This window comes from Arthrobacter sp. PsM3 (genome assembly GCF_030433895.1).
Classification (GTDB): domain Bacteria; phylum Actinomycetota; class Actinomycetes; order Actinomycetales; family Micrococcaceae; genus Arthrobacter.
Genome location: NZ_JARUXE010000018.1, coordinates 41797 through 53710 on the forward strand (window position 1 = coordinate 41797; position 11914 = coordinate 53710).

General features: G+C 67.5%; 10 protein-coding genes and 1 tRNA gene. 4 read left to right on the forward strand and 7 right to left on the reverse strand.

The genetic code is table 11. The annotated features are described in order from the left end of the window. Positions 1–26 precede the first annotated feature (26 nt). Positions 27–1295 carry a helix-turn-helix domain-containing protein gene (locus QCD75_RS11330; protein ID WP_301228626.1) on the reverse strand — a complete coding sequence of 423 codons (1269 nt, stop codon included), beginning with the start codon at positions 1293–1295 and terminating at the stop codon, positions 27–29. Positions 1296–1424: 129 nt separating this feature from the next. Between QCD75_RS11330 and QCD75_RS11335 the strand changes: the two genes are divergently transcribed. Next, on the forward strand, positions 1425–1643 hold the full coding sequence (locus tag QCD75_RS11335; RefSeq protein ID WP_301228628.1) for a hypothetical protein: 219 nt from the start codon (positions 1425–1427) through the stop codon (positions 1641–1643). A 226-nt stretch (positions 1644–1869) separates the two neighbouring features. Here the strand turns inward: QCD75_RS11335 and QCD75_RS11340 are convergent. The 5 genes from QCD75_RS11340 to QCD75_RS11360 all read right to left on the reverse strand — a co-directional run bounded on the left by QCD75_RS11340 (position 1870) and on the right by QCD75_RS11360 (position 9296). Further along, positions 1870–1946 (reverse strand) — tRNA-Pro (locus tag QCD75_RS11340). A 139-nt stretch (positions 1947–2085) separates the two neighbouring features. Further along, positions 2086–3915 carry an ABC transporter ATP-binding protein gene (locus tag QCD75_RS11345; RefSeq protein WP_301228630.1) on the reverse strand — a complete coding sequence of 610 codons (1830 nt, stop codon included), beginning with the start codon at positions 3913–3915 and terminating at the stop codon, positions 2086–2088. Then, on the reverse strand, positions 3912–5744 hold the full coding sequence (locus tag QCD75_RS11350; RefSeq protein ID WP_301228632.1) for an ABC transporter ATP-binding protein: 1833 nt from the start codon (positions 5742–5744) through the stop codon (positions 3912–3914). The genes QCD75_RS11345 and QCD75_RS11350 overlap by 4 nt, the downstream gene beginning before the upstream one ends. Before the next feature lie 312 nt (positions 5745–6056). Continuing rightward, positions 6057–7007 (reverse strand): metallophosphoesterase, encoded by a 951-nt coding sequence (locus tag QCD75_RS11355; RefSeq protein ID WP_301228634.1) that lies wholly within the window; start codon positions 7005–7007, stop codon positions 6057–6059. Positions 7008–7010: 3 nt separating this feature from the next. Then, positions 7011–9296, reverse strand: coding sequence for a transglycosylase domain-containing protein (locus QCD75_RS11360; protein ID WP_301228636.1), 2286 nt, complete (start codon positions 9294–9296; stop codon positions 7011–7013). A 37-nt stretch (positions 9297–9333) separates the two neighbouring features. Here QCD75_RS11360 and QCD75_RS11365 point away from each other — a divergent pair, with 37 nt between their 5' ends. The 3 genes from QCD75_RS11365 to QCD75_RS11375 are packed head-to-tail and all read left to right on the forward strand — an operon-like array spanning position 9334 to position 10991. Continuing rightward, entirely contained in the window at positions 9334–9489 is a 156-nt protein-coding gene (locus tag QCD75_RS11365; RefSeq protein WP_144671455.1) for a DUF4177 domain-containing protein, read from the forward strand. Positions 9490–9491: 2 nt separating this feature from the next. Continuing rightward, on the forward strand, positions 9492–10061 hold the full coding sequence (locus QCD75_RS11370; protein WP_301228640.1) for a RidA family protein: 570 nt from the start codon (positions 9492–9494) through the stop codon (positions 10059–10061). Positions 10062–10079: 18 nt separating this feature from the next. Next, positions 10080–10991, forward strand: coding sequence for an NUDIX hydrolase (locus QCD75_RS11375; RefSeq protein WP_301228642.1), 912 nt, complete (start codon positions 10080–10082; stop codon positions 10989–10991). A 240-nt stretch (positions 10992–11231) separates the two neighbouring features. On the opposite strand, the gene QCD75_RS11380 is transcribed toward QCD75_RS11375, so the two are convergent. Beyond that, positions 11232–11909: a Crp/Fnr family transcriptional regulator gene (locus QCD75_RS11380; RefSeq protein WP_011693220.1), complete on the reverse strand. Its 678-nt coding sequence runs from the start codon at positions 11907–11909 to the stop codon at positions 11232–11234. Positions 11910–11914: the final 5 nt, after the last annotated feature.

The window sequence follows — 11914 nt, forward strand, 5'->3', positions numbered from 1 at the left end:
GGTCCCAGCGCCCGCAGGGCGGCCGGCTAGTTTCCGGCTGAGGCGGCGGCCTGGGCGCGGCGCTGCGCGAGCCGGATTTCCAGCACGGCGTCCATCGCCTGCTGGACCCGGTCCGAGGCGCCCGCGGCGCTGAATTCCTTCTGCGCTTCCTCGAGATAGACAAGGGCTTCGTCCGATTCGCCGGCGGCCTTGAGTGCCTTGCCGAGCAGGAGCGAGACCTCACCGGCGGTGTGCTTGGCCAGTGCATCCTTTTCGGCGTGGATCTCTCGCAGCTTCTGGACGGCGGCGACAATGTCGCCCGTGAGGTAAAGCCAGCGGGCCCGGATAAATGCGACCTCGAGCTGGTCCGTCTTGTTGCCGCCCACGATGGAGAGTGCCAGCTCGGCGCGCTCGATCGAGGTCAGCGTTTCCGGCTCGACGATCCCGGAGGACAGGCGGACGGCCGCCGAGGCTTTGTTGAACCGCGCCCAGAGGTCGATGTCGTTCGCGGGGGAGAGCAGCTGGGCCGCCCGCTCGTGGTACTTGATGCCCTCCTGGTAGTCGTGGCGCATAAAGGCCACGTTGCCGATCACCCAGGCGACCTCGCCCGCGAGCTGGGTCATGGAGTGGTCATCCATGTGACCGTTCATGTCCTGGCAGTACTCCCAGGCCTCGTCGAGCCGGCCGCTCTCGGCCAGCGCGCCGATCAGGGCGCGCAGCGCGCCAATAACGAGGGTGGACCCCTTGGGCAGCTCGGCGCAGAGCCGCACCGCTTCCTGGGCGTGTTCGACGGCGGCCGTCAACTGCCCTTGTCCCTGGGAGGCCGCGGCCAGCATCTGCCGGGCCCGCACTCCCAGCCCCGCCGACTCGGCGGCCATCGGGTGGTCCAGGAGGCGCTGGACGATGTCCTTGCATTCCTGCCACTGGCCTTGCTTGATCAGGCACTCGGCCTGCATGTAGCTCATGTTCCACCAGGCGCTGGTGTTCTTGGCTTCGAGGGCGATCTGGGCCGCAGCCGCGGCGTGCGTCGCCGCGAGCGGGTAATCCCGCAGATCCCAGGCCTGGCGGGCGTACAGTCCAGCGAGCACATATTCAGCGTCGCTGATGGATACCGGCTGGCTCCAGGCCTCCAGCGCCTTGGGGGCGAGTTCGAGCCGCCGGGCCAGCTCCTCAATCACATCCGCAGTCGGTTCGCGGCGCCCGGTCTCCAGAAGGGAGATGTAGCTGGGCGAGTACAGATCCCGGCCTAATTCCGCTTGCGTCAGGCCGCGTTCCAGCCGTTCCGCTCGGAGTTTCTCCCCGAATCCGTTCCCCACGGATACCTCCTAATTCCGGACAATCTTTGTACTAAATGCTTGACAGCCTCTGTGGAAATCATTTTACAATGTATGTCAACAAGGGTAGTGCTGACTTGGTAAGGACCCCGACTCATATTGAGGAACTACATGTTGAAGAAGATTGCAGCCGGCGCCGTTCTGGCGGGCGCACTGGCATTCTCCGCGGCGGCCCCGGCCGTTCTGTCTGCTGGTTCCATCGCCGACGAGGGTGGATTCACCGCTGTCGGTAACTGGCCGGATCCCATGAAGGCACCGCAGGCCGTTGGCAACTGGCCGGACCCGATGATGTACTCCCTCAACGTCGGTAACTGGCCTGACCCGATGTAAGACTTAGCAAAGCCGCGCTGAACAGCCCCGGGACTGGTTCGAACCGTGTTCCGGGGCTGTTCTGTGCCCGGGAGCCTTCCGCGACTGCCCCGTGCCGGCCCTTCTGGGGGGGTCAAAACGGCAGTTGTGGAGCAGCCGATCGGGGTTTTCGACGGCGGCGCTGGGCGGGGAGCATGGCGGGCACAACAAGAAGAGGACCCTCCAGCTGGAAGGCCCTCTACTTGATTGGTCGGGATGACAGGATTTGAACCTGCGACCTCGTCGTCCCGAACGACGCGCGCTACCAAGCTGCGCCACATCCCGATCCGTTACTTCAAAAGCAACTTCACAAGACTATCCGATGGGGGCCCCGGATGCGAAATCGGGCCGCCGGCGGCCCCGCAACAGAAGCCGTCACGGCACCCCGAACAGGAACCGACGCCGACTGCACGGCCCCCGCGGCTCAGACCAGCGAGTCTTTCCACGCCCCGTGCAGCTGCGCGAAGCGGCCCCCGCCGCCGATCAGCTGCTCCGGGGTGCCGTCCTCAACGACCCGCCCGTCGTGGACCACGAGGACCCGGTCGGCGGTTTCCACCGTGGACAGGCGGTGCGCGATGATCAGGGCGGTCCGGCCGCCGTCGGCGCCGGTCCCCCGCAGCAGCCCGGCGAGGCCAGCCTGCACGAGCCGCTCGGACGGGATGTCCAGCGAGGAGGTGGCCTCGTCGAGGATCAGCACCGCCGGCCGGGCCAGGAACGCCCGGGCGAAGCTGATCAGCTGGCGCTGCCCGGCGGAGACACGGCCGCCGCGCTTGTTGACGTCCGTGTCATAGCCGTCGGGGAGCGCCTGGATGAACTCGTGCGCGCCCACGGCCCTGGCGGCCGCCTCGATCTCCTCCCGGGCGGCCCCGGGCCGGCCCAGTGCGATATTGTCCGCCACGGAGCCGCTGAACAGGAAGGCCTCCTGGGTGACCATCACGACGTTCCGGCGCAGGTCCGCCGTCGCGAGCTCCCGCAGGTCCACCCCGTCGAGCGTGAGGGACCCGGCGGAGACGTCGTAGAAACGGGCGATCAGCTTGGCGAACGTCGATTTGCCGGCGCCGGTCTGGCCCACGAGGGCCACGGTCTGGCCGGCGGGGATGTGCAGGTCCATCGTGGGGATGATGACCGGCCCGTCGCCGTACCGGAATTCCACGCCCTTGAAATCGATGGTGCCTTTGGCATCGTGCAGGGCCACCGGATTCCCGGGCGGGCGGACGGTGGGGACCTCCTCCAGCAGCCCGGAGACCTTCTCCAGCGCCGCCTGGGCGCTCTGGAAGGAGTTGTAGAACATGGCCATCTGGTCCACCGGCTGGAAGAAGCGCTTCGTGGACAGGATCAGGGCCAGCAGCACACCGACGGCGAGTTCGCCGCTGAGCACCCGGAACCCGCCGGTGAGCAGCACGACGGCGACGCAGACGTTGCCGATCAGCACCAGACCGGGCTGGAAAATGCCGTTGAGGTTGATGGAGCGGACCGTGACCCTGCGGTAGTCCTCGGAGAGCTCGGCGTAGCGCGCGGCGTTCTTGCGTTCCTTGCGGAAGGCCTTGACCGCGCGGATCCCCGTCATGGTTTCGACGAAGTGCACGATCAGCCGTGCCGAGACCACCCGGGATTCGCGGAACGCGATCTGGGAGTGCTTCTGGTACCAGCGGGCCAGGAAGTACATCGGGACGCCGGCGGCCAGGACCAGGAGCCCGCTGCGCCAGTCGAGGGCAAACACCGTCACGGCCGTGAACACCATAAACAGCATCCCCGAGACCAGCGAGCTGATTCCGGAGTCCAGGAGTTCCCGCAGCGCTTCCAGGTCCGAGGTCTGCCGGGCAATGATGCGCCCCGAGGTGTACTTTTCGTGGAATTCCAGGCTGAGCCGCTGGGTGTGCCGGAAGACCCGGACCCGCAGGTCCAGCAGCATCGCCTGGCTCAGCCGGGCCGTTGACGTTACGTACAGGGCGGTGAGGCACGCCGTCGCGACGGCGGCCGCGAGGTAGGCGGCACCGGTGAGCAGCAGCGGGAGGTTGTTGCCGGCGCTCAGGGCGGGCAGGGCCCGGTCGATGCCGAAGGCAATCAGCGCGGGCCCGGCGACCCTCGCCGCCTGGGACAGCACCACGGCGGCAATGGTCAGCCAGAACCGCCGGCGGACCGGGCGGATGAGCGAACCGAGCAGGGCCACGGAGCGGCGCCGGACGGTCTTGCTTTCGCCCTTGGTCAGGTGCGCGTTGTCCTCGTTCGCCGTGCCGAAGGTTGCGCTGCTCATCGGGAAATCTCCTCGGCGCCGAGGCCTGACAGTTCTGAGTCCAGCAGGTCGGAGTCGAGGTCCCGGGGTTCGGTCTCGAGGCTGGCGATCACGTAGCGGTAGTGGCGGTTCTCCGCGAGCAGTTCGGTGTGCGTTCCGACGGCGGTGATGCGGCCGTCCTCCAGCAGCGCCACCCGGTCCGCCAGCGCCACGGTGGACGGCCGGTGGGCCACGATCAGCGTCGTGGTGTCGGCAAGGACCTCCCGGAGCCGGGTCTCGACGAGTTCCTCGGTGTGGACATCCAGGGCGGAAAGCGGATCGTCCAGGATCAGGACCCTGGGCCGGGCGGCGATGGCGCGGGCCAGGGCGATGCGCTGCCGCTGCCCGCCGGAGAGGCTGAGCCCTTCCTCACCGATCAGGGTGTCCAGGCCGTCCGGCAGCGAGTAGGCGAAGTGGGCCTGGGCGACGTCGAGCGCCTCCTCAAGGGCCTCCTCGCGGCGCTCCGCGGGCAGGCCGGCCGGGGCTCCGAGCATCACGTTGTCCCGGACCGAGCTGGAGAACAGGGTGGTGTCCTCAAACGCGACGGCGACGACCGTGCGGAGCTCCTCGACGCTGAACTCGCGCAGGTCCACCCCGTCGATGGTGATGGCACCGTCGGTGACGTCGTAGAGCCGCGGGACCAGCTGGAGCAGCGCGCTTTTGCCGCTGCCCGTGATCCCCACGAGGGCCATGGTCTCGCCCGGTTTGATGTCCAGGTTGATGTCCTTGAGGATCGGTTTGTCCGGGGCATCCTCGTAGGCGAAGGTGGCGTTGCGGAAGCTGAGGGCCCCCTTCAGCTCGGCGGGCCGGCGGGGCTGCTCCGGGCTGGTGATGGTGTTCACCGTGTCCATGACCTCAAAGTGCCGGTCCACGGCGGATTTGGCGGTGAGGGCCATGGCGAGCAGCATCCCGGAGAACTCCACCGGTGTGGCGATCACGGCGGCGGTGGCGAAGAAGGCGACGAGGGAGCCGATGCTCAGCTCGCCGGTGGAGGCCAGCAGGACCCCGACGACGAGGCCGGCACCGAGGGCCAGCTCGGGCAGGAGGGTCACGACCAGGCTGAACGTGGCCAGGTGCTTGGCCTTGGCGATCTCCGTCTGGCGGAGCTCCTCGGCCTGTTCGTTGAAGTTCTCCAGCGCCTCGCGGCTGCGGCCGAAGGCCTTGAGCACCCGGATCCCGTGCACGGATTCCTCCACCGTCGTGGCGAGGTCACCGGCCTGGTCCTGGCTGCGGCGGGCCACCTTGCTGAATCGGGTGCGGAACCGGAAGCCGTAGATCATGATCGGCACGGCGGCGGCTAGGAAGATCAGCGCCAGCTGCCAGCTCATCGAGAACATCACCACGACGCCGATCACCACGGTCAGGGTGGTGACCACAAGCATGATGGCGCCGAAGGCCATCCAGCGGCGCAGGAAGTTCAGGTCGGTCATGGCGCGGGAGAGCAGCTGCCCGGAGCCCCACCGGTCGTGGAAGGAGACGGTCAGGTCCTGCAGATGGTCGTAGAGGGACACCCGCATCCGGGTCTCGACGGTGGTGGCGGGGTTGATCACGAACTGGCGGCGCAGCGCCACAAGCCCGGCCTCGGCAATGCCGAGGCTCAGGATCAGGAGGGAGGCGATCCAGACCGCTTCCGCGCTGCCGCCGGGCTGGAGGGACTGGTTGACCAGCACCCGCAGCACCTGGGGGATGGTCAGGGCCACCACACTGGCGAGCAGGGCGCAGAGCAGGCCCATGACGAGCCGCGGAATGATCGGCCTGACGTGGGGATAGAGACGGCTGATGGAGGAGAAAAATGAGGTCTGCTTGGCCATGCCCGCTTCTTAGAGCTCAACTGCGAAGATCTAACGCAACTGGATGTAGTTTCCTGTAGCAACTACCCTAGGCCATCGAATGACAGGGTTCACGTGAAAATCCACAGCTTCAGGATCTCGCCCAGTAATTACATTCCGCAATGGTTCCCCCGCTCGCCCTGGCCCGGACATGCCCAGTCCCGGGCGCAGCGAGTGGACATAGGCACGGTGCCCCCGCTGGACATGCCCAGCCTTGCGCGCGGCCAGTGGACATAGTGCCACTATGCCCATCCGCGGCGCCCAGGGGAGGGCATGTCCCGCGGTGGGGCGGGGTCAGGGGCGGGGGGTGAGCGTGAGCAGCACGGCCTCGGGCTTGCAGGCGATCCGGACCGGGGCGAAGCGTGAGGTGCCGATGCCGCCGGAGACGTTTACCGGCGTCGTGCGTCCCTTGCTTTCCCAGTCGTGCAGGCCCTTGGCACGCCAGGTCGGCAGGTCGCAGTTGGCCACAAGGGCACCGAAGCCCGGGACGCAGATCTGCCCGCCGTGGGTGTGCCCGGCGAGCAGCAGGTCGGCCGCGTCCTCGGTGAAGTGGTCCAGGACGCGCTGGTACGGGGCATGGATGACGGCGACCCGGAGGTGCGGCCTGCTGTCCTGGCCCGTGGTTCCCCGGGGCCAGCCGGCGTAGCGCTCAAGGCCCAGATGCGGATCGTCGACGCCGGAGAAGTCAACGCGCAGGCCCCTGATGACCAGCGACTGGCAGCGGTTGGTCAGGTCCACCCAGCCGCCCATGCCGAAGCCCGTGCGGAGCCGCGGCCAGTCCAGCTTGGCGGGGTCCCTGGGCTTCTTGGACGGACCCAGGAAGTACGACGCCGGGTTCTTCAGCCGCGGGGCGAAGTAGTCGTTCGAGCCGGGGACGAAGACGCCGGGGAACTTCATCAGCGGGCGCAGCGACTCCAGCAGGGGTTCCACCGCCTTGACGTGGCTGAGGTTGTCGCCGGTGTTGACCACCAGGTCCGGTTCGAGATCCGCGAGCGAGGACAGCCATGCGGCCTTCCGGTCCTGGCCGGGCACGAAGTGGATGTCGCTGAGGTGCAGCACCCGGATCGGGCCGAACCCCGCCGGAAGAATCGGCAGGGTTTCCTCACGCAGGACGAACTGGTTCTTCTCCCACAGCCCGTATCCGGCGGCCGCGGCACCCGTGAGGGCACCGGCGGCGGCAGTCACGGCAAAGCCGCGCCCGATGCTCCGGACGCGGCCTGCCAACACCCTGTTGTTAGCGGTCATGGGTCAGGGCTTGCCGGTTGCGCCGTTGCCGGGCTTGGCCGTAGGCGCCGGTACCGGATCAGCGGGCGCCGGGCTGGAGGGCGCCGTCGTCGGCTGAGCTGACGTCTTGGGCACCGGCACCGGCGCGGGGGTCTGACCGTTCACCAGGTTCGACGGCGGGGCCGGGAACGGGTTGGTGCCGTAGGCCGGCGCGACCTGGGACATGTAGTTCGAGAACTGCGGGCCCGCGATCATGTAGCCGTCGATCGCCTTGTAGAACTTGCCGTTGAAGGTCAGGTTGCGTCCGGGCCGGTCCTGGCCGCCCAGGGCATCGCCGAACCAGGACGCCGTGGCCAGGCCGCTCGTGAAACCCACCACCCAGGTCGAGTTGTTGGGGTCGTTGGTACCGGTCTTGGCGGCGATCGGGAAACTGGTCCGGGTTGAGATCCTGGGCTGGATCAGGGAACCGGAGCCGCGGTTGAGGACTTCCTGCAGGGCGGCGGTCACGCCGCGGGCAACCTCCGGTTTAATCGCATCCCGGCAGCTTGTGGCCTGGGCCGGCAGCTGGGCGCCGGTCGCGTCGGTCACCGACTCGATGGCGATCGGCTCGCAGTATTTGCCGTCGTTCGAGAAGGTGGCGAACGCGCTGGCCATGGTCAGCGGCGAGGTCTGGGTCGCGCCGATCAGGTTGGACAGGCGCGTCATGGGAACGGGGTCGTTGGTCTGGCCGGCGTGGATTCCGACGGCATCGACGATCTTCTGGATGCCGCAGAGGTCCACCTGCGCCGCGGTGGCGAACGTCATGGTGTTGATCGAGTTCGCCAGGCCGTCCACGACGGTCATGTTCTTGTAGTAACCATCTTCGGCGTTCTGCAGGTCGTCGGCGGCGCCGAGTCCCTTTTCCGCAGTGTTGTATGCGCCGTCCACCGGGGTGGGGCAGGTGTTCTTCCACCGGTAGTTCAGCGGGTACCTGCGCACAGCGCCGTTGAGGACGGTGTTCATCGACTTGCCTTCGTTGAGCCACTCGGCGAAGGTGAACGGCTTCATCGTGGAACCGGGCTGGAATCCGCCCAGGCCGCCGAGGTCGTTGCCCTGGGCGTCCCTCATGTCCACGTTGAAGTTGATGACGTTGTTGAATTTCCCTTCGGCCTCCAGGAACTGGGTGTTCTGGGCCATCGAGATGATCTTGCCCGAGCCCGGCTGCACGGACACCAGCGAGGCGCCCCACTTGTCCGGGTTCGCCCCGGCGGAGCCGTCAACCTGGGTCTGCGCCACGGCCTGGGCGTTCGGGTCCAGCGTGGTCTTGATGGTCAGGCCGCCGCGGAAGACCGTCCGGACCCGGGCGTCGGCGTCGGCGCCGTAAGCGGGGTTGTTGAGCAGCAGGTGCAGCACGTAGTCGCAGAAGTACGGGGCCGTCGTCGAGTAGGCACAGCCCTGGCGTGCCGGCGTGACCTTCGTTTCCACCGGGGAGGCCACGGCGGCGTCATAGTCGGCCTGCTTGATCTTGCCCTGGCTCAGCATGGCCTGGAGCACCAGGTCGCGGCGGATCTTGGCGTTCTCCGGGTTGTTGATCGGGTCGTAGAAGGACGGGCTGTTGACGAGGCCGGCCAGCAGTGCGGCCTGCGGCAGGGTCAGGTCCTTGGCGGTGGTGCTGAAGAAGAACTTGGACGCGGCTTCGATCCCGTAGGCGTCACGGTTGAAGAACACAATGTTGAGGTAACCCTCGAGGATCTGCTCCTTGGTGAACTTCTTCTCCAGGGCGATGGAGAGCTTCATTTCCCGCAGTTTGTCGCCGATGCCCTTGTTCACGCCGTTCAGGAGGACCTGGTCGCCCTTGCCCTCGGCCTCCAGGGAGGAGTTGATGACGTTGTTAACGTATTGCTGCGTGATGGTTGACGCGCCCTGCTTGTTGCCGCGGGCCGTGCTGACGAGCGCGCGCATGATCCCGGTGGTGTCCACACCGCCGTGCTCATAGAAGCGGTTGTCCTCAATGGCGATGACCGCGTCCTTGATGTACGGCGACATCTGGTCAAGGGATACCTTGGTGCGGTTCTCCGCATACAGGCTCGCGATCACGCTGCCGTCGGCGGCCAGGATAGTCGTCGACTGGCTCGGCGGGTCCACTTTCAGTTCGGCTGGCAGCGTGTCGAAGAACTTGATCGATCCGCTGGCCGAGCTGCCCGTGACGGCGGCTGCGGGGACCAGCAGTCCCGCCACCAGGACGCCACAAATGGCGCTCACGCCCAGGAAAAGAAGGAGCTTTCCGAGGGTGGTGGCCGTGTCAAATAAAGGGTTCTTACCAGTCGCCATGTTTTCCACTTTACCGGCAAGGACTAGGCTTTAGGTCATGACCAAATGGGAGTACGCCACGATTCCGCTCATTATCCACGCCACAAAGCAGATTTTGGACCAGTGGGGTGACGACGGCTGGGAGCTTGTCCAGGTTGTTCCGGGCCCCGAAGGAAACGGCCTGGTTGCCTACCTGAAGCGGGAGAAGCAGTAGCCATGAGCACCCCCGCATCCGCCGCTCCGGGCGCCTCTGCCGCGCCCGGAACACCGGCCCACAGCACCGACGGGACGGGCGCGTCGTCCGCCGTCGAGCAGCGCCTCGCCGAGCTCGGGCTGAGCCTGCCCCAGGTTGCCGCCCCGGTGGCCGCCTACGTCCCCGCCGTGATCTCCGGCAACCACGTCTACACCTCGGGCCAGCTGCCGTTCGTCAACGGCAGGCTTGAGGCGACCGGCAAGGTGTCCTCCGGCACCGAAGGCTTCTCGGACGAGGCCACGGTCTCCCCGGAGGCTGCCCGGCAGTACGCCGCGATCTGCGCCGTCAACGCCCTCGCCGCAGTGAAGAGCGTCATCGGGGACCTGGACCGCATCACCCGGATCGTCAAGGTTGTCGGCTTCGTCTCCTCCGACCCGTCCTTCACCGGCCAGCCCGGTGTCATCAACGGCGCGTCCGAACTGCTCGGCAAGGTTCTCGGCGACGCCGGCCAGCACGCACGGTCCGCCGTCGGCGTTGCTGTACTTCCCCTGGACTCCCCGGTTGAAGTCGAACTGATCGCCGAATTCGCCTAGAGGGCAGGTTAGTTTCTTTTGCCTCAGTTAGCCCGACGCCTGTTTCCCCTTCCCCCGGATCTTGAGGGGGCGGCCCGCAGCTGGATAGAACACGGCGAGCGGACCCCCCGCGCGCCCCGCTTCGCCTCCTCGGTGGTGCTCCTGCGCGACTCACCCACCGGCCTGGAGACCTGGCTGGGCTACCGGCCCGGCTCATCACCGCTGGGCATCCTCGCCTTTCCGGGCGGCTCACTGGAGGCGTCCGACGACGACGCCGTCGGCTGGCTGGGCCCCCCGCCGCAGTACTGGGCCGAGCGCATGGGCACCGCCGACGTCGGCCTGGCCCGCCGCCATGTGGTCGGTGCCATCCGGGAACTGTTCGAGGAAACCGGCATCCTCCTGGCCGGAACGGACCTGTCCACCACGGTGGAAGCGACCTCCAAGGCCGAGTGGATGCGGGCCCGGGTGGCGGTGGCGGACCAGGAGAAGACCTTCACCGAGGTGCTCGCCAAGCGCGGCCTCTCGGTGCGGACCGATCTGCTCAAGCCCCTGGTCAACTGGCTCAGCCCGGACTTCGCGCACCGCCGCTTCAACACCCGCTATTTCGCGGCGACCGTGCCGATGAACCAGCAGCCGTCCTTGCTGGCCAGCAAGGGGATCTGGGGCCGCTGGGTGTGCGTCCGCAAGGCCATCGAAGAACGGAACACCGCCGCGCTCGGCGATGAGGTGGGCCAGGAGAACACGGTCGGGCGAACCCTCGGCCAGCTCCTGGTGCCCGGCTCCGAGATCATGCTTGAGAAAATGGCCGCCGCCAACGGTTGCATCGCCTACCTGAGCTACAAGCGCAAGGCCCACGTCTACCAGCCGAAGCTCGTCGAGGAAGACGGCCAGCTCATGCTCGAGGTCGAGGCGGCCAAGACCGTGGCCGGGGAACCCCAGCGCGAACGCTGACGCGCCGGGTGGCCCGGGGTGTCCGAGCCCCACGCCACGCCACCCCACCCCGCGCCGCCACGCCGCGGGACATGCCCAGCGTTGGCCCGGGCCAGTGGACATAGTGCCACTATGTCCACTCGTTGCCGCCAGGACTGGGCATGTCCCGCGGGGGAGTCCGGGAGCTTAAGCGTGGAAGCTTAAACACCGAAGGCCGGCACCGTTTTCACGGGCCGGCCTTCTTGGTGCTGCCAAACAGGTCTAGCGGGAGCGCTGGCGGAGGCGCTGCATGTCGAGGATGACGACGGCGCGGGCCTCCAGGCGCAGCCAGCCGCGCTGCACGAACTCGGCGAGGGCCTTGTTGACAGTTTCGCGGGATGCCCCGACCAGCTGGGCCAGCTCTTCCTGGGTCAGTTCGTGGGCCACGAGGACGCCGTCGGTCGCGGGACGGCCGAAGCGGTCCGCCAGGTCCAGCAGCGCCTTGGCCACCCGGCCCGGAACGTCGGAGAAGACCAGGTCCGAGAGGGAGTCGTTGGTGCGGCGCAGGCGGCGGGCCAGGGCCTGCAGCAGCTGCGCGGAGACCTCCGGGCGGGTGCGCAGCAGGGCGTTCAGGCTCTCGTTCTTCAGCCCGGCCAGGCGCGTCTCCGAAACGGCCGTTGCCGTGGCGGTGCGCGGGCTCGGATCGAAGAGTGCCATTTCGCCGAAGAGCTCGCCCGGGCCGAGGATGGCGAGCAGTGACTCCCGGCCGTCCGGGGACGTGCGTCCAAGCTTGACCTTGCCGGAAACGATGAAGTAGAGCTGGTCGCCCTGGTCACCTTCCCGGAATACCGAGGCTCCGCGTGAGAGGTCCACCTCGGTGAGTTCGTCCGTCAGCAGACGGAACGCCTCGTCGTCGAGCGTGGCGAAAAGGGGTGCGCGGCGCAATACCTCGATATCCATGAAAT

What these genes read in the sequence shown, in the direction of transcription:
- QCD75_RS11365 (WP_144671455.1), top strand. Translation starts at nt 9,334, where the DNA reads ATGACCAAATGGGAGTACGCCACGATTCCGCTCATTATCCACGCCACA.
- QCD75_RS11360 (WP_301228636.1), bottom strand. Translation starts at nt 9,296, where the DNA reads ATGGCGACTGGTAAGAACCCTTTATTTGACACGGCCACCACCCTCGGA.
- QCD75_RS11345 (WP_301228630.1), bottom strand. Translation starts at nt 3,915, where the DNA reads ATGAGCAGCGCAACCTTCGGCACGGCGAACGAGGACAACGCGCACCTG.
- QCD75_RS11370 (WP_301228640.1), top strand. Translation starts at nt 9,492, where the DNA reads ATGAGCACCCCCGCATCCGCCGCTCCGGGCGCCTCTGCCGCGCCCGGA.
- QCD75_RS11380 (WP_011693220.1), bottom strand. Translation starts at nt 11,909, where the DNA reads ATGGATATCGAGGTATTGCGCCGCGCACCCCTTTTCGCCACGCTCGAC.
- QCD75_RS11350 (WP_301228632.1), bottom strand. Translation starts at nt 5,744, where the DNA reads ATGGCCAAGCAGACCTCATTTTTCTCCTCCATCAGCCGTCTCTATCCC.
- QCD75_RS11355 (WP_301228634.1), bottom strand. Translation starts at nt 7,007, where the DNA reads ATGACCGCTAACAACAGGGTGTTGGCAGGCCGCGTCCGGAGCATCGGG.
- QCD75_RS11335 (WP_301228628.1), top strand. Translation starts at nt 1,425, where the DNA reads ATGTTGAAGAAGATTGCAGCCGGCGCCGTTCTGGCGGGCGCACTGGCA.